This window comes from Georgenia alba, from assembly GCF_042665525.1.
GTDB lineage: Bacteria > Actinomycetota > Actinomycetes > Actinomycetales > Actinomycetaceae > Allobogoriella > Allobogoriella alba.
Map to the genome: position 1 here is coordinate 401130 of NZ_JBHTCQ010000003.1, position 22983 is coordinate 424112.

Annotated in this window: 33 protein-coding genes; all 33 read right to left on the bottom strand. The window is 70.7% G+C overall.

Going from position 1 to position 22983, the window contains the following annotated elements; all coding sequences use genetic code 11:
- Positions 1–72: 72 nt before the first annotated feature.
- Positions 73–711 carry a 50S ribosomal protein L17 gene (gene rplQ, locus ACFQQL_RS15765; RefSeq protein ID WP_382396098.1) on the bottom strand — a complete coding sequence of 213 codons (639 nt, stop codon included), beginning with the start codon at positions 709–711 and terminating at the stop codon, positions 73–75.
- 42 nt (positions 712–753) lie between these two features.
- Positions 754–1779: a DNA-directed RNA polymerase subunit alpha gene (locus ACFQQL_RS15770; protein ID WP_382396100.1), complete on the bottom strand. Its 1026-nt coding sequence runs from the start codon at positions 1777–1779 to the stop codon at positions 754–756.
- A gap of 115 nt (positions 1780–1894) precedes the next feature.
- Positions 1895–2305, bottom strand: coding sequence for a 30S ribosomal protein S11 (rpsK, locus tag ACFQQL_RS15775; protein WP_382396102.1), 411 nt, complete (start codon positions 2303–2305; stop codon positions 1895–1897).
- Between the two features lie 89 nt (positions 2306–2394).
- Complete coding sequence (rpsM, locus tag ACFQQL_RS15780) at positions 2395–2775, bottom strand: 30S ribosomal protein S13 (protein ID WP_382396103.1); 381 nt, start codon at positions 2773–2775, stop codon at positions 2395–2397.
- 149 nt (positions 2776–2924) lie between these two features.
- A complete protein-coding gene (rpmJ, locus tag ACFQQL_RS15785; RefSeq protein WP_003956441.1) occupies positions 2925–3038 on the bottom strand; it encodes a 50S ribosomal protein L36 in 114 nt (37 codons plus the stop codon).
- Between the two features lie 56 nt (positions 3039–3094).
- Positions 3095–3316 (bottom strand): translation initiation factor IF-1, encoded by a 222-nt coding sequence (gene infA / locus ACFQQL_RS15790; RefSeq protein ID WP_043501486.1) that lies wholly within the window; start codon positions 3314–3316, stop codon positions 3095–3097.
- 173 nt (positions 3317–3489) lie between these two features.
- Positions 3490–5910, bottom strand: coding sequence for a LuxR C-terminal-related transcriptional regulator (locus ACFQQL_RS15795; RefSeq protein ID WP_382396107.1), 2421 nt, complete (start codon positions 5908–5910; stop codon positions 3490–3492).
- Position 5911: 1 nt separating this feature from the next.
- The gene (locus ACFQQL_RS15800; protein WP_382396108.1) at positions 5912–8335 is read right to left on the bottom strand and encodes a helix-turn-helix transcriptional regulator; all 2424 of its coding nucleotides are present in this window, start codon (positions 8333–8335) and stop codon (positions 5912–5914) included.
- Between the two features lie 105 nt (positions 8336–8440).
- Positions 8441–9280, bottom strand: coding sequence for a type I methionyl aminopeptidase (map, locus tag ACFQQL_RS15805; RefSeq protein WP_382396109.1), 840 nt, complete (start codon positions 9278–9280; stop codon positions 8441–8443).
- A 7-nt stretch (positions 9281–9287) separates the two neighbouring features.
- Positions 9288–9875 carry an adenylate kinase gene (locus ACFQQL_RS15810; RefSeq protein ID WP_382396110.1) on the bottom strand — a complete coding sequence of 196 codons (588 nt, stop codon included), beginning with the start codon at positions 9873–9875 and terminating at the stop codon, positions 9288–9290.
- Positions 9872–11167 (bottom strand): preprotein translocase subunit SecY, encoded by a 1296-nt coding sequence (gene secY, locus ACFQQL_RS15815; protein ID WP_382396111.1) that lies wholly within the window; start codon positions 11165–11167, stop codon positions 9872–9874. The genes ACFQQL_RS15810 and secY overlap by 4 nt, the downstream gene beginning before the upstream one ends.
- A gap of 150 nt (positions 11168–11317) precedes the next feature.
- Entirely contained in the window at positions 11318–11812 is a 495-nt protein-coding gene (rplO, locus tag ACFQQL_RS15820; protein ID WP_382396112.1) for a 50S ribosomal protein L15, read from the bottom strand.
- Positions 11812–11994, bottom strand: a complete 183-nt coding sequence (gene rpmD, locus ACFQQL_RS15825) for a 50S ribosomal protein L30 (RefSeq protein WP_382396113.1) — start codon at positions 11992–11994, stop codon at positions 11812–11814. The genes rplO and rpmD overlap by 1 nt, the downstream gene beginning before the upstream one ends.
- Complete coding sequence (gene rpsE / locus ACFQQL_RS15830) at positions 11994–12704, bottom strand: 30S ribosomal protein S5 (protein ID WP_382396114.1); 711 nt, start codon at positions 12702–12704, stop codon at positions 11994–11996. Before rpsE ends, rpmD begins: the two co-directional genes overlap by 1 nt.
- A 31-nt stretch (positions 12705–12735) precedes the next feature.
- Positions 12736–13107 (bottom strand): 50S ribosomal protein L18, encoded by a 372-nt coding sequence (rplR, locus tag ACFQQL_RS15835; RefSeq protein ID WP_382396115.1) that lies wholly within the window; start codon positions 13105–13107, stop codon positions 12736–12738.
- Between the two features lie 3 nt (positions 13108–13110).
- On the bottom strand, positions 13111–13650 hold the full coding sequence (gene rplF, locus ACFQQL_RS15840) for a 50S ribosomal protein L6 (protein WP_382396116.1): 540 nt from the start codon (positions 13648–13650) through the stop codon (positions 13111–13113).
- A gap of 17 nt (positions 13651–13667) precedes the next feature.
- Positions 13668–14066 (bottom strand): 30S ribosomal protein S8, encoded by a 399-nt coding sequence (rpsH, locus tag ACFQQL_RS15845; protein WP_382396117.1) that lies wholly within the window; start codon positions 14064–14066, stop codon positions 13668–13670.
- Positions 14067–14121: 55 nt separating this feature from the next.
- Positions 14122–14307 (bottom strand): type Z 30S ribosomal protein S14, encoded by a 186-nt coding sequence (locus ACFQQL_RS15850; RefSeq protein ID WP_122824914.1) that lies wholly within the window; start codon positions 14305–14307, stop codon positions 14122–14124.
- Positions 14307–14879 (bottom strand): 50S ribosomal protein L5, encoded by a 573-nt coding sequence (gene rplE, locus ACFQQL_RS15855; RefSeq protein ID WP_382396118.1) that lies wholly within the window; start codon positions 14877–14879, stop codon positions 14307–14309. The genes ACFQQL_RS15850 and rplE overlap by 1 nt, the downstream gene beginning before the upstream one ends.
- A 1-nt stretch (position 14880) precedes the next feature.
- On the bottom strand, positions 14881–15222 hold the full coding sequence (gene rplX, locus ACFQQL_RS15860; RefSeq protein WP_382396119.1) for a 50S ribosomal protein L24: 342 nt from the start codon (positions 15220–15222) through the stop codon (positions 14881–14883).
- Positions 15222–15590: a 50S ribosomal protein L14 gene (gene rplN, locus ACFQQL_RS15865; protein WP_382396120.1), complete on the bottom strand. Its 369-nt coding sequence runs from the start codon at positions 15588–15590 to the stop codon at positions 15222–15224. Before rplN ends, rplX begins: the two co-directional genes overlap by 1 nt.
- 220 nt (positions 15591–15810) lie before the next feature.
- Positions 15811–16107: a 30S ribosomal protein S17 gene (gene rpsQ / locus ACFQQL_RS15870; RefSeq protein ID WP_382396121.1), complete on the bottom strand. Its 297-nt coding sequence runs from the start codon at positions 16105–16107 to the stop codon at positions 15811–15813.
- A 7-nt stretch (positions 16108–16114) separates the two neighbouring features.
- On the bottom strand, positions 16115–16354 hold the full coding sequence (gene rpmC / locus ACFQQL_RS15875) for a 50S ribosomal protein L29 (protein WP_382396122.1): 240 nt from the start codon (positions 16352–16354) through the stop codon (positions 16115–16117).
- Entirely contained in the window at positions 16354–16773 is a 420-nt protein-coding gene (gene rplP, locus ACFQQL_RS15880; protein WP_382396123.1) for a 50S ribosomal protein L16, read from the bottom strand. Before rplP ends, rpmC begins: the two co-directional genes overlap by 1 nt.
- Before the next feature lie 3 nt (positions 16774–16776).
- Positions 16777–17595, bottom strand: a complete 819-nt coding sequence (gene rpsC, locus ACFQQL_RS15885; protein ID WP_382396124.1) for a 30S ribosomal protein S3 — start codon at positions 17593–17595, stop codon at positions 16777–16779.
- Entirely contained in the window at positions 17595–17996 is a 402-nt protein-coding gene (rplV, locus tag ACFQQL_RS15890; protein WP_382396125.1) for a 50S ribosomal protein L22, read from the bottom strand. The genes rpsC and rplV overlap by 1 nt, the downstream gene beginning before the upstream one ends.
- 36 nt (positions 17997–18032) lie before the next feature.
- On the bottom strand, positions 18033–18314 hold the full coding sequence (rpsS, locus tag ACFQQL_RS15895; RefSeq protein ID WP_382396126.1) for a 30S ribosomal protein S19: 282 nt from the start codon (positions 18312–18314) through the stop codon (positions 18033–18035).
- A gap of 8 nt (positions 18315–18322) precedes the next feature.
- A complete protein-coding gene (gene rplB, locus ACFQQL_RS15900; RefSeq protein WP_382396127.1) occupies positions 18323–19159 on the bottom strand; it encodes a 50S ribosomal protein L2 in 837 nt (278 codons plus the stop codon).
- Positions 19160–19191: 32 nt separating this feature from the next.
- Entirely contained in the window at positions 19192–19497 is a 306-nt protein-coding gene (gene rplW / locus ACFQQL_RS15905; RefSeq protein ID WP_382396128.1) for a 50S ribosomal protein L23, read from the bottom strand.
- A complete protein-coding gene (gene rplD, locus ACFQQL_RS15910) occupies positions 19494–20165 on the bottom strand; it encodes a 50S ribosomal protein L4 (protein WP_382396129.1) in 672 nt (223 codons plus the stop codon). The genes rplW and rplD overlap by 4 nt, the downstream gene beginning before the upstream one ends.
- A gap of 1 nt (position 20166) precedes the next feature.
- Positions 20167–20823, bottom strand: coding sequence for a 50S ribosomal protein L3 (gene rplC / locus ACFQQL_RS15915; protein ID WP_382396130.1), 657 nt, complete (start codon positions 20821–20823; stop codon positions 20167–20169).
- Between the two features lie 11 nt (positions 20824–20834).
- Positions 20835–21143 (bottom strand): 30S ribosomal protein S10, encoded by a 309-nt coding sequence (gene rpsJ, locus ACFQQL_RS15920; RefSeq protein ID WP_043498203.1) that lies wholly within the window; start codon positions 21141–21143, stop codon positions 20835–20837.
- Positions 21144–21769: 626 nt separating this feature from the next.
- Positions 21770–22963, bottom strand: coding sequence for an elongation factor Tu (tuf, locus tag ACFQQL_RS15925; protein WP_382396131.1), 1194 nt, complete (start codon positions 22961–22963; stop codon positions 21770–21772).
- Between the last annotated feature and the right edge of the window lie 20 nt (positions 22964–22983).

The window sequence follows — 22983 nt, forward strand, 5'->3', positions numbered from 1 at the left end:
CGGGACGTTCGCCTGACGAGCACGAGGGCCCGGACCTGACGGTCCGGGCCCTCGGCGTTCCTCGACGCGCGATCAGCTGCGCGGCTGGGCCTCGCCCTCGTCCGAGTCGGTGGCCTGCTGCTCGTCACCGGCGTCGGTCGCCTCGGCGGACTCATCCTGGGAGTCCTGCTCGGCGGTCTGCTCGACCTCCTCGGGCGACTCGGCGGACTCCGCGGACGCCGCCGACTCCTCGGACGCGGCCGACTCCCCGGAAGCGGCCGACTCCTCGGCCTGCGCGTCCGCAGCCGGCTCGCTGGCGGCGGCGCGCTCGGCGGCCTTCTCGGCCTCCCGCACGGTCGCCTGCTTCGGGCTGACCGGCTCGAGCACGAGCTCGATGACGGCCATCGGCGCGTTGTCGCCCTTGCGCGGGCCGACCTTCGTGATGCGGGTGTAGCCGCCGTTGCGCTCGGCGAACTTCGGCGCGGTCTCCTCGAAGAGCTCGGCCACCACGTCCTTGCGACGCACGGTCGTCAGCACCTTCCGGCGGGCGGGCAGGTCACCACGCTTGGCGAGGGTGATGAGCTTCTCCGCCACCGGCTGCAGCCGCTTGGCGCGGTGCTCGGTGGTGGTGATCTTCTTGTGCTCGAACAGTGCGGTGGCCAGGTTGGCCAGCATCAGCCGCTCGTGCGCGGGGCTGCCACCGAGACGTGGCCCCTTGGCGGGCGTGGGCATGATTACTCCTGGTAGATGGGTCGGGCGAGGTCGGTGCTGGGATCAGCCGCGCTGCTCGTCGCTGAACTGGATGTCGCCGTAGGCGTCGTCCCCCTCCTCGACGCCGGTGACGGCGGCGAGGTCGAAGTCCGCGGGGCTGTCCTTCAGGCCGAGGCCGAGACCCGCCAGCTTCTCCTTGATCTCCCCGATGGACTTCGCGCCGAAGTTGCGGATGTCCAGCAGGTCGGCCTCGGATCGCGCGACCAGCTCGCCAACCGTGTGGATGCCCTCGCGCTTGAGGCAGTTGTAGGAGCGGGACAGCAGTCCGAGGTCCTCGATCGGCAGTGCCAGATCCTGGGCGAGCGCGGCGTCCGTCGGCGACGGGCCGATCTCGATGCCCTCGGCCTCGACGTTGAGCTCGCGCGCGAGCCCGAAGAGCTCGACGAGCGTCTTGCCGGCCGAGGCGAGCGCGTCACGCGGGGCGATCGCGTTCTTCGTCTCGACGTCGACGATGAGCTTGTCGAAGTCGGTGCGCTGCTCGACGCGCGTGGCCTCGACCTTGTAGGTGACCTTCAGGACCGGGGAGTAGATCGAGTCGACCGGGATCCGGCCGATCTCGGAGTCGGCGCTCTTGTTCTGCACCGCCGAGACGTAGCCGCGACCGCGCTCCACCGTCAGCTCGATCTCGAGCTTGCCCTTGTCGTTGAGGGTCGCGATCTGGTGGTCCGGGTTGTGGATCTCCACCCCCGCGGGCGGGGTGATGTCGCCGGCGGTGACGACGCCAGGGCCCTGCTTGCGCAGGTACATCACGACGGGCTCGTCGTTCTCCGAGGAGACGACGATGTCCTTGATGTTGAGGATGACCTCGGTGACGTCCTCCTTGACCCCCTCGACGGTGGAGAACTCGTGCAGCACGCCGTCGATCCGGATGGAGGTGACGGCGGCGCCGGGGATGGAGGACAGCAGCGTGCGGCGCAGCGAGTTGCCGAGGGTGTACCCGAAGCCGGGCTCGAGCGGCTCGATGACGAACCGGGAACGGTAGTCGGAGACGACCTCTTCGGTCAGTGCGGGGCGCTGGGCGATGAGCACTTGATGGATCCTTTCAGCCGACGTCCGCTATATGACGTCGTGGCGAGGACCTACCGGCCTCGGTCCGACCGGCAGGGTGGTGCGGGGTGCGACGGGGCGCGCGGCGCCGTCGGGCTCAGACGCGGCGGCGCTTGGGCGGGCGGCAGCCGTTGTGCGCCTGCGGGGTGACGTCCTGGATCGAGCCCACCTCCAGGCCCGTGGCCTGGAGCGAACGGATCGCGGTCTCGCGGCCCGAACCGGGGCCCTTGACGAAGACGTCGACCTTCTTCATGCCGTGCTCCTGCGCCCGGCGTGCGGCCGCCTCGGCAGCCAGCTGCGCGGCGAACGGGGTCGACTTGCGCGAGCCCTTGAAGCCGACCTGGCCCGAGGAGGCCCAGGCGATGACGGCGCCAGCCGGGTCGGTGATGGAGACGATCGTGTTGTTGAAGGTGCTCTTGATGTAGGCGTGGCCGTGGGAGACGTTCTTGCGCTCCTTGCGGCGCGGCCTGCGCGCCGCCGTGGTGGCCGTGCGGGTCTTGGGGGGCATGCTGGTGAACTCCTAGGTCGTCGGTCCGCTCGGTGTCTGTGCCGACCCGGTTCTTCGGGCGGCACCCAGGGCGAGGCCCTGGCGAGCGACTACTTCTTGCCGGCCTTCTTCTTGCCGGCCACGGTGCGCTTCGGGCCCTTGCGGGTGCGCGCGTTGGTCTTGGTGCGCTGCCCGTGCACGGGCAGGCCACGGCGGTGGCGCAGGCCCTGGTAGCAGCCGATCTCCACCTTGCGGCGGATGTCCGCGGCGACCTCGCGGCGGAGGTCACCCTCGACCTGGAAGTTGCCCTCGATGTAGTCGCGCAGCGCGACGAGGTCGTCGTCCGACATGTCCTTGACACGAAGGTCAGGGCTCACGCCGGTGGCGGCGAGCGCCTCGGCCGCACGGGTGCGGCCGACGCCGTAGATGTAGGTGAGTGCGACCTCGAGGCGCTTCTCGCGCGGGAGGTCGACGCCGGAAAGACGTGCCAACTTTGACTCCTGTTGTGGGTCGGAGGTCCTCCGCACCACCCTCCCTCGCGGGCCCCGGCCTCCGAACCGGGGGTGGCGACCGATGCCGGCCGCTGGTGGTACGCGGTGCCGGGGCGCTGCTCCCGGCGGGTCAGGTCTGGGCTAGTCGCTCAGCCCTGGCGCTGCTTGTGACGAAGGTTGTCGCAGATGACCATCACACGGCCGTGACGACGGATCACCTTGCACTTGTCACAGATCTTCTTGACGCTCGGCTTGACCTTCATGTTTCCTCCGCCGCCGCGTGACCCGGGCCCCGGGCGGCGGCAGTGTTCGCGTGCGGTTACTTGTAGCGGTAGACGATCCGACCTCGGGTGAGGTCGTACGGGCTCAGCTCGACGACGACCCGGTCCTCGGGGAGGATCCGGATGTAGTGCTGACGCATCTTGCCCGAGATGTGGGCAAGGACCTTGTGGCCGTTGCTCAGCTCCACGCGGAACATCGCGTTGGGCAGTGCCTCGACGACACTCCCCTCGATCTCGATGACGCCGTCCTTCTTCGCCATTACTCCCGCTCAGGTTGGTGGTTGCGACAGGTGATGGCTCACCGCGCGCAGTTCCGTCACGAGAGCCTGCGTAGGCAGATTCGGGTGCGGACGTCGAGCACGTGAGGCCATGCCCAGCGATCTATCCTACGCCATCGCCCGGCTGGGCGGTACCAGCGGGCCGGTGACGGGAGTCACCCACCCGGCAGCAGACCCAGTAGCCGGGCACGCTCCAGCGCCGCGGTCCGCGAGTGGACGCCGAGCTTCCGGTAGATGCTACGCACCTGGGTCTTGACGGTGCTCTCCGAGACGAAGAGCCGCCGCGCGACGACCGGCAGCGGGCGGTCCGACGCGAGCTCGCGGAGCACCGCCTTCTCGCGCAGGCTCAGCGGCTCGACCCTGGCGACCTCGGGGAACGGGAAGGCCGTGTGCGCGCCGTCCAGCCGCGCCAGCACGTCCGGTCCACCCGGCAGCTCACCCAGCACCTCCTCCAGGTCGTGCCGCGGGACGAGGACGAGCGGTCGCATCAGCCCCGTCCGCTCGGCCAGGCCGAGCGCGAGGTGGGCAGCCTCTCGGGAGAGCGCCCGGTCCCCCGTCCGGTGCGCCGCCACGGCCCGGACGACGGCGAGCTTGAACGCGGCCCGCGGCCGCACCGGCGCGAGGGCGAACGCCTCGCCAGTCAGCTCGAGGGACCCGGCGTCGTCCCCGGTGTACAGCGCGAGGCGGGCCGTGGCGGCCCGGACCAGGTCGTGCGCGGCGTACCCCGCCCGTTCCACCGTGCGGCGGGCCCGGCTGAGCTGCTCGGTCGCGATGCACAGGTCGACGGCGGTGACCGTCAGCAGGCCGCCCGCCATGGGTGGCCAGGAACTCGCCAGGGACGCGTACTCCTCGAGCTCGGCGAGCACGTCGACGGCCACGCCGTCCGGACCGCCGAAGAGCAGCGTGCGGTTGGCACGTCCGTACACCCCGAGGGTCTCGAGCCAGCGCAGCGCATCCGGGAGCGGCGGGGCGACGACCTCGGGGACGTCCTCGAGCCGGTCCAGCGCGGCGAGCGCCGGCAGCACGCCGGTCGCGAGGGCCTCGAGCGGCCCGGGCGTGCCCTCGACCCGGGTGTCCCGCATCCGCTCCAGCCAGGCGTCGGCGGTGCGCGCGTGCCCGAGGAGCAGGGCCGCTAACGCGACCCCGGCCGTCGCCTCACGGGCCTCCTCGCCGCCCGAGGGGTGGCGGGCGGCGTCGAACCAGGCGCGGCAGGCCCGCACCGCGTCCGCCTGGCCCAGCAGCACATGGCCGAGCCGCAGCAGCATGGCCGGTGCGTCACCGCCGGCGAGAGGCCCGAGGCCAGGGGCGGCGTCGGTCGGCAGGCCGGACTGCAGAGCCTCGACGAACCAGCGCGGCGGGTCCTCGGCGGCCACGTGGCGCAGCGCGAACGTGGTGCTGCTGGTGTCGAGCGCCGTTGTGGGGATGGCCCGCAGCGCGGTCCGCAGCCTGGACCCTCCGTCCCGGACGAGGTCCGGCCACGCCCCCTCCACGACCTCGGCCACCAGATCGGTCCGCTGGGTGGCAAGCGCGTGCTCGAGCGCGTCGTCGGGCCGGCCCTGGGCGAGCGCCGCACGGGCCGCCTCGGCACTCAGCAGCCGGTATCTGCCCGGGTCCTCCTCGCGCAGGAGCAGCCGTACGGCTGCGCGCAGCAGCGCCGGCTGCGTCACCGAGCCGTCCGGCTGCCGGCGCAGCAGGCCCCATCGCACGAGACGGCCGACGGCGTGCGCGACGTGGACGGCCGAGGGTTCCAGGAGCCGCTCGACCTCCTCCGGCGTGACGCTCTCGTGCAGGGCCGTCGCGAGCAGCACGTCTCCGTGGTCGGAGGCGGCGAGCACGACGCGGAGGTACTCGGCGAGCGCCTCCACGTCCACGACGATCTCGCCGTCGACGTCCAGGCGGGCCGCCGGCAGCGCGACGCGGACCAGGGCCGGCCATCCGCCGAGGTCGTCCGCCAGGCGGGCGACGGCGTGGTCCGGGAGGGAGCTGCCGGTCGCCGCGGCGAGAGCGGCCGCCGAGGCCGGCGAGAGCGCGAGGTCGCCCGCCTCGAGCACCACGCCCTCGGGCGCGGCGGCCCGCGCGAGGCTCACCGCGGGTCTGTCCGACCGGGTCAGCAGGACGATCCGGAGCCCCTCGTGGCTTCGGGCCAGCTCGACGAGCTCCTCGTCGACGTCGAAGTCACGGACGCGGTCGTAGCCGTCGACCACCACGACGAGCGGGCGCCGGCCGGCCACCGCGTGCACGAGCTCGACCGCCTGGCCGTCCGTCCGCCCGCCCGCGCTGCTCACGCCGTCCTGGACGGCGGCACCGGCGACGGCCATCAACAGCTCGGTCCAGAACGCCTCGCTGCCGACGGAGCCGGAGAGGGAGATCCACACCACGTCGTGGTGCGGGACGTCCGGGCGCTGCAGCCAGGCGGAGACGGTGGCGGTCTTGCCGTACCCGCGCGGAGCGTGCACGACGACGAGCGAGGGCAGCCCCTGCAGGGCTGCGGCGGCACGCTCGGTGGCCGCGAACCCCGCGGGGACCCGAGGCAGCCCCTTGCCCCGCGCCATGCTGACGCGGGCCGCGCCGTTCACCTCACCCCTCCGGGTCGCCGGTGGGCGCGGCGGCGCCGTCGAGCTCGGCGGCCCGTCCGAGGGCTGCCGTCCTGTTCGTCACGCCGAGCTTGGCGTACACGCTCCGCAGGTGCGACTTGACCGTGTTGACCGACACGCCCATCGCCTCCGCGACCGGGACCGGGCCGCTGTGGTGGCGCAGCGCGCGGAGAACCTCCTGCTCACGCGGGGTGAGCAGGGTCCCGAGGGCGGTACGGGGCCGCTCCCGGACGGGACGGTGGTGCTGCGGCCAGAGCGCGAGGGTCGCGCGGTCCCCGGCCGCCAGAGCCACGAACGTGCCGTGGTCGAGCACGAGGAGGGGGCGCCGCTGCCCGGAGGCCTGCGCCACGCGGATCGCCTCGGTGAACGCCGCAACTGCGGCAGCCGGCTCGCCGAGCGCGTCGTGCGCACCCGCCAGCACCAGGCGCAGACGCATGGAGGCGCGGCGCGAGAGACCCGGTTGCCGCAGCGCGTCGCGTGCCGTCAGGACGGCCTCGCGGTGGTTGCCGACACGGAACGCCACGTGGGCGTGCGTGTCGAACGTCAGGGTGTTCCGTGGGAGCGTCCGAGCCACGTAGCGGGCCTGCTCGTCGAGCCCGCCGGCGAGCAGCACGTCCACCTCGGCGGCCTGCAGCGACATCTCGGCGAAGCGGCCGCGCGGCAGGTAGTGCCGGGCCGCGCGGAGCCGGGCCGCCCACCGGGTCGCCTCGACCGCGCCGCCCGAGACGGCGGCGTGCGAGGCCTCGAGGAGCACCGTGCAGGCCCACATCTCGTCCCGGCGGGCTCGCTCGCCCATCGCGCCGACCGCCGCGGCGGCCTCGGGTGCGAGGCGGTCGACGGCGATCATCGCCGTCACCAGCCGCTCCCACGCGTGCAGCGACTCGTCGCCCGGCAGCCGACCGTCGGGCCGCAGCGAGGGGTCGTCGAGCCACGCGCTCGCGAGGTCCAGGTCACCGGCGACGGCATGGGTGCCGACGATCGCCAGGGTCGCGAGCGCGGCCAACGGTGCGCCGTACGGATCCTGCTGCGAACGGGTGCGTGCCCGGCCGAAGGCGTAGTGCGCCGTCGGGAAGTCGCCGGTCAGCAGCGCGGCGACTCCCCACTGCATGAGGGCGTAGGTGGTCTCGTCCGTGCCCGCCCGCTCCGGGGCGAGCTCGGCCGTGATGCCCCGTAGGTCCCCGGCCGGCCAGCGCAGCTCCAGGGCACGGGCGTCAACCGGTGCGCGGGCGACCTCCTCGACGACGACGCGGGCGCGCGGGCAGCGCGCGGCGTCCCCGGCCGGCATGGTGCGGATCACCTCGACGAGAGCGTCGCGGTGCGCGGTGACGAGGTCGTCCCAGTACTCCCGGAGGACCCGCTCGACGCTCGCGAGATCACCGGCGGCGACGGCGTGGCGGAGCGCCGCGACCACGTCGCCACCGCGCAGCGCGCGGTCCATGACGATCGTGTGCGTCCGCCGCAGCTCGTCCGGCTGGTTCTCCGCGAAGAGGCGGACCAGGGCCTCGCGCATGAGCGGCGGGTAGGAGAAGACGTGCCGACCGTTCCGCAGCTCCTCGCGGAGAAGTCCCGAGGCGCGCACCTCTCGCAGGACGTGCAGCGCCGCTCCCCGGACGAGGGCCTCGGCCAGCTCGGCGTCGAAGGTCTCCGGCACCGCCGTGCGGAGCACGAACTCCTGCAACGCGGGGTCGCGCAGGTCGTTCCAGACGCTGCCGAGGTAGTCGTCGGCGACCTCGGGCGTGACGGTGCCCCCCGTGGTGCCCAGGCGGGTGAGGACGCTGCGGATCACTGCCGGCCAGCCGCCGAACCCCTCGACGAGCCGGTCGGCCTCGCCGGCGCCGAGGTCGGCACCGAGCAGTGCGGCCAGCTGCCGGACCTGGTCCGGTCGCATGCGAAGCTTCTCCGGGCACAGCAGCACCAGGTCCACGGACAGGCTGCCGGTCGTCTCGATCGGCCGCACGGTCCGGGTGGCGACCACGAGGCTGACCTGGTCGTTGCGGCGGACGAGCTCGACGAGGTCCTCGTCGGGCTCCGCCCCGGGCGCGCTACCGGCCCGGTGGAAGTCGTCGATGACGACGGTCAGCGGCGCGGTCCGCCGCGCGAGGTGGGCCAGCGCCCGGGAGCGTGAGGTACCCGGCTCCGTCGAACCGTCGCCGGTCAGGGCCTCCTCGAGCAGGAACCAGAACCGCTCGACGTCGCGGCACTGCGGGGTCAGCGCGAGGCGGACCACCTGGCCGGTGGGGCGCCGGGACTGGAGCCAGGTGTCCAGGAGGGTGGTCTTGCCGTAGCCGCGCGGTCCACGGACGACCGTGAGCGGCGCCTGCTCGGCCAGCAGGTCGACGAGTGCGTCGTTGACGACGACGGCCTGGCCGCGGCGTTGCCGGAGATCGGTGGGCACGGCTGTGGTCACGTGTCAGGGCCCCTCGCTGGTGCGGGTCCCCCTGCCCGGTCCACGCTACAAGCGCGCCGTCGCGCGCCTGGCGGTTTTGACCCGGAATCTTGCGGTCCGCGGGCTTCAGGACTCCGCGAGGGAGGCCACCGTCAGGCCTCGTTCCGCCAGGGCGCCGGCCCCGCCGTCGGGTGCCGTGAGAACCCAGACGCCGTCCTCGAGGACGGCGACCGTGTGCTCGACGTGTGCGGCGCGCGAGCCGTCCACCGTGACGACCGTCCAGTCGTCCTCGAGGACGCGGTTCTCCGGCCCGCCGGCGGCGAGCATCGGCTCGATCGCGAGGCACATCCCGGGCCGCAGCCGCGGCCCCCGATCGCGGGTCCGGTAGTTCACGACGTCCGGCGGCTGGTGCATCGCCGTGCCGATACCGTGGCCGACGTACTCGCGCACGATCGAGAACTCGCCCCGCCCCTCGGCGGCCGCGGACTCGACGACGGTCTCGACCGCGTCGCCGACCACGCCGAGCCGCTCCCCCGTCGCCACCGCCGCGACGGCCGCCCACATGGCCTCCGCGGTGACGTCCGCGAGCGCCTGGGAGGCCGCGTCGGGGGTGCCGACCACCACCGAGAACGCGGCGTCGCCGTGCCAGCCGTCGACGACGGCACCGCAGTCGAAGGAGACCAGGTCGCCGTCGGCGATCACCCGTTCCCCCGGGATGCCGTGCACGATCTCCTCGTTCACGGAGATGCACACGTGGGCGGGATAGCCGTGGTAGCCGAGGAAGTTGGACTCGGCCTCGGCCTTCCGGAGCACGCCGGCGGCGACGTCGTCGAGCTGCGCCGTGGTCATGCCCGGCTCGACGGCGGCACGCAGGGCGGCGTGGATGTCCGCGACGACCAGCCCGGCGCGCCGCATGGCGCGGACCTGGTCGGGGCTCTTGTACTCGATGCGCTCGCGGCCGAACACCGTGCGCTCAGCCCTGCTCGCGGTCCCCGCGGGAGAGGGCGCCCATGATGCGGTCGGTGACCTCGTCGGGGCTGCCGACACCGTCGACGCGGACGAGCAGGCCGCGCGTGTCGTAGGTCTGCGCGAGTGGTGCGGTCTGCTCGGCGTAGACCTCGAGCCGGCGGCGGATCACCGACTCCGTGTCGTCGCTGCGGCCCTGCTCCCGGGCCCGCTTGAGCAGACGGTCGACGACCTCGTCGGTGTCGGCCTCGATCGCGACGACGACGTCGAGCGTGGCGCCGGAGGCGGCGAGGATGTCGTCGAGCTCCGCGACCTGCTCGGCGGTGCGCGGGTAGCCGTCGAGGAGAAAGCCCTGGGCCGCGTCCGGCTGGCCGAGACGGTCCCGGACCATCGCGTTGGTGACCTCGTCCGGCACGTACTCGCCGGCGTCCATGTAGCGCTGCGCGCGCTGTCCGAGCTCGGTCTGCTCGGCGACGTTCGCGCGGAAGATGTCGCCGGTGGAGATCGCCGGGACGCCGAGCCGCTCGCTGACACGTGCGGCCTGCGTGCCCTTGCCTGCTCCCGGGGGGCCGAGGAGGACGAGGCGTGCGCTCATCTGAGGAACCCTTCGTAGTGACGCTGCTGGAGCTGGGAGTCGATCTCCTTGACGGTCTGCAGACCGACGCCCACGACGATGAGGATGGAGGTGCCGCCGAAGGCCATCATCTGCTGGGTGATGCCCATCTGGGCGAAGACCACCGTCGGGATCAGGGCCACGAGCGTCAGGTAGATCGCGCCCACCGTCGTGATGCGGGTCATCACGTACTGCAGGTACTCCGCCGTCGGGCGGCCGGCCCGGATGCCGGGAATGAACCCGCCGTAGCGCTTCATGTTGTCCGCGACCTCCTCCGGGTTGAAGGTGATCGAGGTGTAGAAGAACGCGAAGAACAGGATCATCACGGCGAACAGCGCGAGGTACAGCGGTGCCGACGGGTCGGCGACGTTCGTCAGGATCCAGCGGACCCAGCCCGAGGACTGCTCGCCGAACTGGGCGGCCAGCGTCGGCAGCGCCAGGATCGAGGACGCGAAGATCACCGGGATCACGTTCGCCATGTTGATCTTGATCGGGATGTACGTGGAGGAGCCCCCGTACATCCGGCGGCCGACCATCCGCTTGGCGTACTGCACCGGGATGCGGCGCTGGCTCTGCTCCACGAACACGATGAGCAGGGTGATCAGCAGGATGAGGCCGATCATGGCGAGGAACCGCCCGACGCCGCCGTCGGACTCGAGGATGGAGCCGAAGGCCGAGGGGAAGGAGGCGGCGATCGAGGTGAAGATCAGCAGCGACATGCCGTTGCCGACGCCGCGCTCGGTGATGAGCTCACCGAGCCACATGATCAGCGCCGTGCCGGAGGTCATCGCGATGATCGTGATGATGAGGTTCAGCGGGGACTCGTCGGGGATCGGCGGCGTGGCGCAGCCCGGGAAGAGCTGGGTGTTGGCGACCGTGACGATGACCGAGGACTGCAGGATCGCCAGGAAGATGGTCAGGTAGCGGGTGTACTGCGTGAGCTTGGACTGCCCCGACTGACCTTCTTTGTGGAGCTCGTCGAACTTCGGGATCACCACGCGCATCAGCTGCACGATGATGCTGGCGGTGATGTACGGCATGATGCCGAGCGCGAAGATGCTCAGCTGCAGCAGTGCGCCACCGCTGAACAGGTTCACCATGCCCAGCAGGTCGGCGGTCCCGCCGGCCTCGAGGCACTGCTGGACGTTGCGGTACGACACCCCGGGGGCCGGGATGAACGTGCCGAGGCGGAACAGCGCCATGATGCCCAGCGTGAAGAGCAGCTTGCGCCGCAGGTCAGGCGTCCGGAACGCCTGCACGAATGCGCCGAGCACACTTCCTCCTGCTGATCGGGCCTCTCGGTCACCGGCCGTCGGGGGCCGCACGAGAAGGACGGGCCGCCTGCGAACGGGCCGCAGGTCAGCCTACGCGATACGCAAGCGGGCGGCCCGACCCTGATCAGGTGTCGGACCGCCCGCCTGAGCTCACTCGGCGGAGATGGACCCGCCGGCGGCTTCGATCTTCTCCTTGGCCGACGCGGACCACGCGTCGACGGTGACCTCGAGCTTCACGTCGAGCTCACCGGTGCCGAGGACCTTCACCGGCTGGCCGGCGCGGACCGCGCCCTTGGCCGCGAGGTCCTCGCGGGTGACGGCGCCACCCTGCGGGTACAGCGCACCGAGCTTGTCCAGGTTGACCACCTGGTACTCGGTGCGGAACGGGTTCTTGAAGCCGCGGAGCTTCGGCAGCCGCATCTGCAGCGGCATCTGCCCGCCCTCGAACCCGGCCGGGACCTGGTACCGGGCCTTGGTGCCCTTGGTGCCGCGTCCCGCGGTCTTGCCGCGCTTGCCGCCCTCACCGCGCCCGGCGCGGATCTTGGTGGACTTCGCGCCGGGAGCCGGCCGCAGGTGGTGCACCCGCAGGGCGGGGCCCACAGCTGCGCCGTCCGAGCTCTGCTCGGCGTTCGTGGAGTCAGCCATCAGTCGACCTCCTCGACGGTGACGAGGTGCGCCACCGTCGTGATCATGCCGCGGACCTCGGGGCGGTCCTCACGCACGACCGACTGGCCGATGCGCTTCAGGCCGAGGGTGCGCAGCGTCTCGCGCTGGTTCTTCTTGCCGCCGATCGCGGACCTGGTCTGGGTGACCTTGAGCTGCGACATCACGCACCTGCCCCGACCGGAGCGGACGCGTTCGCCGCATTCTCGTTGTCCTCGCGCTCCTTGGCCTCGCCCTCGGCGCGCTGACGCAGCAGCGACGCCGGAGCCACGTGCTCGAGCGGCAGACCGCGCCGCGCGGCGACGGCCTCCGGCTGCTCGAGCTGCTTCAGGGCGGCCACGGTGGCGTGGATGATGTTGATCGCGTTCGACGACCCGAGCGACTTCGTCAGGATGTCGTGGATGCCGGCGCACTCCAGGACGGCGCGGACCGGTCCACCCGCGATCACACCGGTACCCGGCGAGGCCGGACGCAGGAAGACGATGCCTGCGGCGTCCTCGCCCTGCACGGTGTGCGGGATGGTGCGGGCGATCAACGGCACCCGGAAGAAGTTCTTCTTCGCGGCCTCCACGCCCTTGGCGATGGCGGCCGGCACCTCCTTCGCCTTGCCGTAGCCGACACCCACGGTGCCCTCGCCGTCGCCGACGACGACCAGCGCGGTGAAGCTGAAGCGACGCCCGCCCTGGTGGACCTTGGCAACACGGTTGATCGTGACGACGCGCTCGATGTACTGGTTCCGGTCATCGCCCCGGCGACCGTCGCGGCGCCCGTCCCGGCCGCCCTGGCGGCCGCCGTCACGACGGTTGCCGCCCTCGCGGTTCTCGCCGGAGCCGGCGGCCGAGCCGCCGCTCCTGCTTCGCTGCGGTGCAGCCATCAGATCTTCCTCTGCTCTCGTACGTCCTGCTTCACAGGGCCAGACCGCCCTCGCGGGCGCCCTCCGCCACGGCCGCGACGCGCCCGTGGTACTTGTTGCCGCCACGGTCGAAGACCACGGAGTCGACTCCGCCGGCCTTCGCCCGCTCGGCGACGAGCTCGCCGACCTTGCGGGCCTTGGCGACCTTGTCGCCGTCGTCCGCGCGAAGGTCGGCCTCGAGCGTGGACGCCGAGACCAGCGTGCGGCCGGTGGTGTCGTCAACGAGCTGGGCGACCATGTGGCGGGAGGAGCGGGTGACGACGAGGCGCGGCCGCTCGGCGGTGCCGGTGATGCGCTTGCGCACCCGCAGGTGACGACGGGCCCGGGCAACTCGCTTGCCCTTCCCCTGAACGGTGACAGCCATCGCTTACTTACCAGCCTTCCCGACCTTGCGCCGGATCTGCTCGCCGGCGTAGCGCACGCCCTTGCCCTTGTACGGCTCGGGCCTGCGGATCTTGCGGATGTTCGCCGCGACCTCACCGACGAGCTGCTTGTCGATGCCGGAGACGGAGAACTTCGTCGGGCCCTGCACCTGGAAGGTGATGCCCTCGGGTGCCGTGACCGAGACCGGGTGGGAGAACCCGAGCGCGAGCTCCAGGTCCTGGCCACGGGCCTGGACGCGGTATCCGGTGCCGACGATCTCCAGCTCCTTGGTGTACCCCTGGGTCACCCCGGTGACGAGGTTCTGGATCAGGGTGCGGGTGAGCCCGTGGAGGGAGCGCGACTCGCGCTCGTCGTCCGGGCGGTTCACCACGATGGCGCCGTCCTCGTCGCGGGCGACGGTGATCGGGGCCGCGACGGTGTGGGACAGGGTGCCCTTGGGGCCCTTGACGGTCACGGCCTGGCCCTCGATGGTCACGTCCACCCCGGACGGGACGGTGACGGGGAGCTTACCGATTCGAGACATCAGTCATTCTCCTTTCGTCACCAGACGTAGGCGAGGACTTCCCCGCCCACACCCTTGTTCTGTGCCTCCCGGTCGGTCAGCAGGCCGGAGGAGGTGGACAGGATCGCCACCCCCAGGCCGCCGAGGACCTTGGGCAGGTTCGTGGACTTGGCGTACACGCGCAGACCCGGCTTCGAGACGCGCCGGACGCCGGCGAGCGAACGCTCCCGGTTCGGCCCGAACTTCAGGTCGAGCGTGAGCTTCTTGCCGACCTCGGCCTCCTCGACGGACCAGCCGGCGATGTAGCCCTCGGCCTTCAGGATCTCGGCGATGTTCGCCTTGAGCTTCGAGTACGGCATGGACACCGACTCGTGGTACGCCGAGTTGGCGTTGCGCAGACGGGTCAGCATGTCTGCGATGGGATCGGTCATGGTCATCGGGCGTCAGCCCTTCCTCGCCGTGGTTTCCTCGCGGGACCTGCGGCGTAGTGGTTTACCAGCTGGACTTGGTCACGCCGGGGAGCTGGCCGGCCAGGGCCATCTCGCGCAGGCAGATGCGGCACAGGCCGAACTTCCGGTACACGGAGTGCGGGCGGCCGCAGCGCTGGCAGCGGGTGTAGGCACGCACGCCGAACTTCGGCTTCCGGTTGGCCTTCTGGATCAGAGCGGTCTTCGCCATCAGTTCTCCTTGAACGGGAAGCCCAGGCGACGCAGCAGCGAGCGCCCCTCGTCGTCGGTCGTGGCCGAGGTGACGATGGTGATGTCCATCCCGCGCACCCGGTCGATCTTGTCCTGGTCGATCTCGTGGAACATCGACTGCTCCGTGAGGCCGAACGTGTAGTTGCCGTGGCCGTCGAACTGCTTGGGCGACAGACCCCGGAAGTCGCGGATGCGGGGCAGCGCGAGCGAGAGCAGCCGGTCCAGGAACTCCCACATGCGGTCGCCACGGAGGGTGACGTGCGCGCCGATGGGCTGCCCCTCGCGCAGCTTGAACTGCGCGATGGACTTCTTGGCCTTGGTCACCGACGGCTTCTGGCCGGTGATGATGCTCAGGTCGCGGATGGCGCCCTCGATGAGCTTGGAGTCCCGAGCGGCGTCGCCCACGCCCATGTTGACCACGATCTTGGTCAGGCCGGCGACCTGGTGCACGTTGGCGTGCCCGAACTCCTCACGGAGGGCCGGGAGGACCTCGTCGCGGTACCGCTGCCTCAGGCGCGGCTTCGGAGTGGTCTCGGTGGCGGTGCTAGTCATCTCAGATGTCCTTACCGGAGCGCTTCGCCACGCGGACCCGCATGGTGCGGGTGCGTCCGTCGCGCTCGACCTGCTCGGTGCGGTAGCCGACGCGGGAGCCCTTCTTGGTCTCCGGGTCGACGACCATCACGTTGCTCACGTGGATGGGGGCCTCGACGGTCTCGATGCCACCGGTGCGGCTGCCGCGGGAGGACTGCCCCACCTTGGTGTGCTTCGTCGCCCGCTGGACACCCTCGACGACGATGCGGTCGGAGTCCTTGTGGACCTCGAGCACACGTCCCTGCTTGCCCTTGTCGCGTCCGGCGATGACGACCACGAGGTCGCCCTTCTTGATCTTCGCCATCAGAGCACCTCCGGCGCCAGAGAGATGATGCGCATGAACCTCTTGTCGCGCAGCTCGCGGCCGACCGGGCCGAAGATGCGGGTCCCGCGCGGGTCGCCGTCGCCCCGGAGGATGACGGCGGCGTTCTCGTCGAACTTGATGTACGAGCCGTCCGGGCGCCGGCGCTCCTTGGTGGTGCGCACGACGACCGCCTTGACGACGTCGCCCTTCTTGACGTTGCCGCCCGGGATGGCGTCCTTGACGGTGGCGACGATCTGGTCGCCGATGCCGGCATAGCGCCGACCGGAGCCGCCGAGCACACGGATGCAAAGGATCTCCTTCGCACCGGTGTTGTCGGCGACCTTCAGCCGCGACTCCTGCTGGATCACTGGATTCTCCTTGTCGACCTGGTTCTCGCTTCCGCGAGCCTTGGTGAACTCGTTGCTGGTTCTCGCTTCCGCGAGTCCTGATGAACTTGTCTCGGTCTCACGCGTTCGCGAGCCTTGGTGACCTTCTCTCGCCACCGACCGGCCGAGAGGCCAACCGGCTCACGACGAGAGTCGATCTCGGGACGGAACCACACATACGGACCCGTACCCGCTGGAAGTGCTACTTGGCCTTCTCGAGGATCTCGACCACGCGGTAACGCTTGGTGGCCGAGAGCGGCCGGGTCTCCATGATGCGGACGAGGTCCCCGACGCCGACCTCGTTCGACTCGTCGTGCGCCTTGACCTTCTGGGTGCGGCGGATGACCTTGCCGTACAGGGCGTGCTTGACGTGGTCCTCGACCTCGACGACGACGGTCTTGTCCATCTTGTCGCTGACCACGTAGCCGCGGCGCACCTTGCGGAAGTTCCGCTCGGTGACCTGCTCGGCGGTCGCCTCGCTGGTGGCGTTCTCGCTCACTGGTTCCTCACTCCTCGGTGCTCGGCGCGGTGCGGATGCCGAGCTCGCGCTCGCGCACGATGGTGTAGATCCGGGCGATGTCGCGGCGCACGGCCTTGAGTCGGCCGTGGTCCTCGAGCTGGCCCGTGGCAGCGGAGAACCGCAGGTTGAACAGCTCGGCCTTGGCCTTCTCCAGCTCCTGGGCGAGACGGTCGTCGTCCATCCCGTCCAGGTCGACCGGCATGAGGCCCTTGGTCCCGATGGCCATCAGCCCTCACCACCTTCACGAGCAACGAAACGAGTCTTCATCGGAAGCTTGTGCTGGGCGCGGGACATGGCCTCGCGCGCCAGCTGCTCGTCGACACCGGCCAGCTCGAACATGACCCGGCCCGGCTTGACGTTGGCGACCCACCACTCCGGGGAACCCTTGCCGGAACCCATGCGGGTCTCGGCCGGCTTCTTCGTGAGCGGACGGTCGGGGAAGATGTTGATCCAGACCTTGCCGCCTCGCTTGATGTGGCGCGTCATGGCGATACGGGCGGCCTCGATCTGCCGGTTGGTGACGTACGCGCCCTCGAGGGCCTGGATGCCGTAGTCACCGAAGTTGATCGAGGTGCCACCCTTGGCCACGCCGCGGCGCGAGGGGTGGTGCTGCTTGCGGTGCTTGGTCCGCCGGGGGATGAGCACGGCTCAGGCCTCCGTTCCGGTCTGTGCCGACGCCTCGGCGGTCGGGGCGGGGGCCCCGGCGCTCTCGGCAGGAGCGGCCTGCTGCTGGCGGGACTCGCCACCACGGCCCTCGCGGCGGGGGCCACGGCCCCGGCCACGCGGCGCACGCGAGGCGGAGTCGGCCTGCTCGCGGGCGTACTCCTTCTCGGTCACGTCACCCTTGTAGATCCAGACCTTCACGCCGATGCGACCGAAGGTCGTGCGGGCCTCGAAGAACCCGTAGTCGATGTTGGCGCGCAGGGTGTGCAGCGGGACGCGACCCTCGCGGTAGAACTCCGAGCGCGACATCTCCGCGCCGCCGAGACGGCCGGAGCACTGCACCCGGATGCCCTTGGCGCCCGCACGCTGCGCGGACTGCATGCCCTTGCGCATCGCGCGGCGGAAGGAGACGCGGCTCGCCAGCTGCTCGGCGATGCCCTGGGCGACCAGCTGGGCGTCCACCTCGGGGTTCTTCACCTCGAGGATGTTCAGCTGGACCTGCTTGCCCGTGAGCTTCTCGAGCTCGCCGCGGAGGCGGTCGGCCTCCGAGCCGCGACGCCCGATGACGATGCCGGGGCGCGCGGTGTGCAGGTCCACGCGCACACGGTCCCGGGTGCGCTCGATGTCGACCTTGGAGATCCCGGCGCGCTCGAGACCGGCGGACATCAGACGACGGATGGCCACGTCCTCGCGCACGTAGTCGCGGTAACGCTGCCCCTCCTTCGTGCTGTCGGCGAACCAGCGGGAGCGGTGATCGGTGGTGACACCGAGCCGGAACCCGGTCGGGTTGACCTTCTGACCCATCAGCGGGCCCTCCCCTTCGTTCCGGCGGCCGACTTCCCGGCCGCGCCAACGGTCTGGCGTTCACCGACGACGACGGTGATGTGGCTGGTGCGCTTGAGGATCCGGCTGGCCCGGCCCTGGGCACGCGGACGGAACCGCTTCAGGGTGGGCCCCTCGTCGACGTACGCCTCCAGCACCACGAGCCCGGACTCGTCGAACGCCTCGCTGGCCTGGTCGGCCTTCACGCGGGCGTTGGCGACGGCGCTCTCGACGACCTTGCGGACGGGCTCGGCCGCCGTCTGCGGGGCGAACCGCAGCACGGAGACGGCCTCCTCGACCCGCTTGCCGCGGACGACGTCCACGATCCGGCGCGCCTTCTGGGGCGTGACGCGCACGAATCGCGCCTGCGCCTTGGCTTCCATGTTCTCTGCCTAACTTCTCGTCTCGGGCCGCGCGCCTCAGCGGCGGCGGGCCTTACGGTCGTCCTTGTCGTGCCCGCGGTAGGTGCGGGTGGGAGCGAACTCTCCGAGCTTGTGACCGACCATCGACTCGGTGACGAAGACCGGCACGTGCTTGCGGCCGTCGTGCACCGCGAACGTGTGTCCCAGGAAGTCGGGCGTGATGACCGACCGGCGGGACCAGGTCTTGATGACGTTCTTCGAGCCCTTCTCGTTCTGAGCGTCCACCTTCTTCTGCAGGTGGTCGTCGACGAAGGGGCCCTTCTTCAGACTGCGCGGCATGACTCTCCTCAGCGCTTCTTGCCGGTCCGGCGACGGCGCACGATGAGCTGGTCGCTGGGCTTGTTCGGACGACGGGTACGACCCTCGGGCTTGCCCCAGGGGCTCACCGGGTGACGGCCGCCGGAGGTCTTGCCCTCGCCGCCGCCGTGCGGGTGGTCCACGGGGTTCATGACGACACCCCGGACGGTCGGACGCTTGCCCTTCCACCGCATGCGGCCGGCCTTGCCCCAGCTGATGTTCGACTGCTCGGCGTTGCCGACCTCGCCGACCGAGGCGCGGCAGCGAGCGTCGACGTTGCGGATCTCGCCGGAGGGCATCCGCAGCTGGGCGAACCTGCCTTCCTTCGCGACCAGCTGGACCGACGCGCCGGCCGAGCGGGCGATCTTGGCGCCGCCGCCCGGGCGCAGCTCGATGGCGTGCACCACGGTGCCGACCGGGATGTTGCGCAGCGGCAGGTTGTTGCCGGGCTTGATGTCGGCACCGGGGCCGTTCTCGATCCGGTCGCCCTGCTTGAGGCGGTTCGGCGCGAGGATGTACCGCTTCTCGCCGTCGGCGTAGTGCAGCAGCGCGATCCGGGCGGTGCGGTTCGGGTCGTACTCGATGTGCGCGACCTTCGCCGGCACGCCGTCCTTGTCGTGACGACGGAAGTCGATCACGCGGTACGCGCGCTTGTGGCCACCGCCCTTGTGCCGGGTGGTGATCTTGCCGGAGGAGTTGCGGCCCCCGGACTTCGAGAGCGGACGGACCAGCGACTTCTCCGGGGTGGTCCGGGTGACCTCGACGAAGTCGGCCACGGACGAGCCACGGCGGCCCGGCGTCGTCGGCTTGTACTTACGGATTCCCATGGATCTCGATCCTTGATCTCGCGGCGCCGGCGTCAGCCGGCGACCTCGCCGAAGATGTCGATGGAGCCCTCGCGCAGCGTGACGATCGCGCGCTTGGTGTCCTTGCGCTTACCGATGCCGAACCGCGTGCGACGGGCCTTGCCCTTGCGGTTCGCGGTGTTCACCGAGGCGACCTTGACGTCGAAGATCTTCTCGATCGCGTTCTTGATCTCGGTCTTGTTCGAGCGGGGGTCGACCTCGAAGGTGTACTTGCCCTCGTCGATCAGGCCGTAGCTCTTCTCGGAGACGATCGGCTTGACGATGATGTCCCGGGGGTTCTTGGACGCCTCGACGCTCACTTCTCCTCCTCCTCGACCGTCTCGGCCGACACGGTCTTGCGCCCCTCGAGGAACGCCTGCAGCGCACCGGAGGTGAACACGACGTCGTCGTTGACCAGCACGTCGTACGTGTTGAGCTGGTCGGCCCAGAGCAGGTGCACGCTCGGGACGTTCCGCAGGCTCAGGGCGCCTCGCTCGTCGCCGCGCTCGAGCACCACGAGGGCGGTGCGCTCACCGACGACGTTGCGCAGGGTGGCCAGCGCATCCTTGGTCTTCGGGGTCTCGCCAGGGACGAGCTCGGAGACGACGTGCACGCGGCCGGCGCGGGCGCGGTCAGAGAGGGCACCGCGCAGGGCGGCGGCCTTCATCTTCTTCGGGGTCCGCTGGCTGTAGTCACGCGGCTGCGGGCCGTGGACGGTGGCACCGCCGGCGAACTGCGGCGCACGGACCGAGCCCTGCCGGGCGCGACCGGTGCCCTTCTGGCGGTAGGGCTTCTTGCCACCGCCGCGGACGTCGCCGCGCGTCTTGGTGGCGTGCGTGCCCTGCCGGGCGGCAGCCTGCTGCGCCACGACGACCTGGTGGATCAGCGGGATGTTGGTCTGCACGTCGAACACCTCGGCGGGCAGCTCGGTCGAACCGGCCTTCTCGCCCTTGGCGTCCAGGACGTCAACGGTCTGCGTGGTGGCCATCTCACGCCCCCTTCGCGGCGGTCTTGACCACGACGACGCCGCCCTTGGGGCCGGGAACGGCACCCGTGAGGAGCAGCAGCCCCTTCTCGGCGTCGACGGCGTGGATGGTGAGGTTCTGGGTGGTCTGGCGGACGTTGCCCATCCGGCCGGCCATCCGCAGGCCCTTGAACACGCGCGACGGCGTCGCGGCGCCGCCGATCGAGCCCGGCTTGCGGTGGTTGCGGTGCGCACCGTGCGAGGCGCCGACGCCGGCGAAGCCGTGCCGCTTCATGACACCGGCGGTGCCCTTGCCCTTGGTGGTGCCGACGACGTCGACGGCCTGGCCGGCCTCGAAGACGTCGACCGCGAGCTCCTGGCCGGGCTGGTACTCCTCGGCGTCGGAGGTGCGGACCTCGGCGACGTGGCGGCGCGGGGTGACCTCGGCCTTGGCGAAGTGACCCTTGAGCGGCTGGGTGACCTTGCGCGGGTCGATCTGGCCGGCGGCGAGCTGGACAGCGTTGTAGCCGTCGGTCTCGGCGGTCCGGACCTGGGTGACGACGTTCGTGCCCACCTTCACGACGGTGACGGGGATGAGACGTCCCGCGTCGTCCCAGACCTGGGTCATGCCCAGCTTGGTGCCGAGCAGCGCCTTCACGGCGCGTTCGGTAGTCGTAGTCATGGCAGGTGTCCTCAGAGCTTGATCTCGATGTTGACGTCCGCCGGCAGGTCGAGACGCATGAGCGAGTCGACAGCCTTGGGAGTCGGGTCGACGATGTCGATGAGACGCTTGTGGGTGCGCATCTCGAAGTGCTCGCGGCTGTCCTTGTACTTGTGGGGCGAACGGATGACGGTGAAGACGTTCTTCTCCGTCGGCAGCGGCACCGGGCCCACGACCGTCGCACCAGCGCGGGTCACCGTGTCGACGATCTTGCGCGCCGAGCTGTCGATGACCTCGTGGTCGTAGGACTTGAGCCGGATGCGGATCTTCTGTCCCGCCATGGCGTCGTCTAACCTCTCTCGTACCGCTACCGGGACCGACCCCCGCGCTCGGGCGTGTCGCAGATCTCGACACGCTCCAGCCCGGACAATCGGAACGGGTTGGTCGTTCTCTCGTGTGCGCGCTGCGAAGGTCGATCATCTCGCTGCGGCGCAGGACCCCTGGAGCTCGGTGCCCCAGGCAACCGGACCAGTCTGCCAGAGCGGGGCCCCGCTTGGCCAGTCGCGGCCCCTCCCCCCGGGTGAGGTCTCGGTCACGAATGCTGCAGAACTGGCGCGCGCACCGATCCCGGCATGGTGCTCGACGGGTCCAGGCGTTGGCTGTTCCGCACGTTTGGACCCATCAGCGGCCCAGCAGCATCGCAACCTGGTCGAACGGGTCCCGCTCGGACCTCCTCGTCCGCGCCGTCTGAGCGACGCCGTGCCTGCCTCCGATCGTGTGCCAGAGCGCGCGCTACTGCGCGCATCTTGGCCCAACGTTCGTCGGGCGAGGGTGCCGCTACGGGCCGCGCGGGGAGGCCGATGTGTCGGGGACCGCAAGCCACGAATGCCGTCGCCACCCAGCACGAGGGCCCGGCAGCAGACGCTGCCGGGCCCTCGCGGGTGCCGGGGTCAACCCCGGCGGGTGATCACTTGAGGATCTTGGTGACGCGGCCGGAGCCGACGGTGCGGCCACCCTCGCGGATGGCGAAGCCGAGGCCCTCCTCCATGGCGATCGGCTGGATGAGCTCGACCGTCATCTCGGTGTTGTCGCCCGGCATGACCATCTCGGTGCCCTCGGGCAGCGTGATGACGCCCGTGACGTCGGTGGTCCGGAAGTAGAACTGCGGACGGTAGTTCGAGTAGAAGGGGTTGTGACGACCGCCCTCGTCCTTGGCCAGGATGTAGACCTGACCCTCGAACTGCGTGTGCGGGGTGATCGAGCCCGGCTTGCAGATGACCTGGCCGCGCTCGACGTCCTCGCGACGGGTGCCGCGCAGGAGCAGGCCGACGTTCTCGCCGGCGTCCGCGGTGTCCAGGATCTTCCGGAACATCTCGATGGCCGTGACCGTGGTCCGCTGCTTGTCCTCGCGGATACCGACGATCTCGATCTCCTCGTTGACCTTCAGCTGGCCACGCTCGACACGGCCGGTGACGACGGTGCCGCGACCGGTGATCGTGAAGACGTCCTCGATCGGCATGAGGAACGGCTTCTCGATGTCACGGACCGGGTCCGGGATGTTCTCGTCGACGGCCTCCATGAGCTCCTCGACGGACTTGACCCACTCGGCGTCGCCCTCGAGCGCCTTGAGCGCCGAGACCTTGATGACCGGGACGTCGTCGCCGGGGAAGTCCTGGCTGGAGAGCAGCTCGCGGACCTCCATCTCGACGAGCTCGAGGATCTCCTCGTCGTCGACCATGTCGGCCTTGTTGAGCGCGACGAGCAGGTACGGCACGCCGACCTGGCGGGCCAGGAGGACGTGCTCACGGGTCTGCGCCATCGGACCGTCGGTGGCGGCGACCACGAGGATCGCGCCGTCCATCTGGGCGGCACCCGTGATCATGTTCTTGATGTAGTCGGCGTGACCGGGAGCGTCGACGTGCGCGTAGTGACGCTTGTCGGTCTGGTACTCGACGTGCGAGACGTTGATCGTGATGCCGCGCTGCTTCTCCTCCGGCGCGTTGTCCACCTTGTCGAACGGGGTGAACTCGTTCAGGTCCGGGAACTTGTCGGCCAGCACCTTGGAGATCGCGGCAGTCAGCGTCGTCTTGCCGTGGTCGACGTGACCGATGGTGCCGATGTTGACGTGCGGCTTGGTCCGCTCGAACTTGGCCTTCGCCACTGGTGTCCTCCTGGGACTCG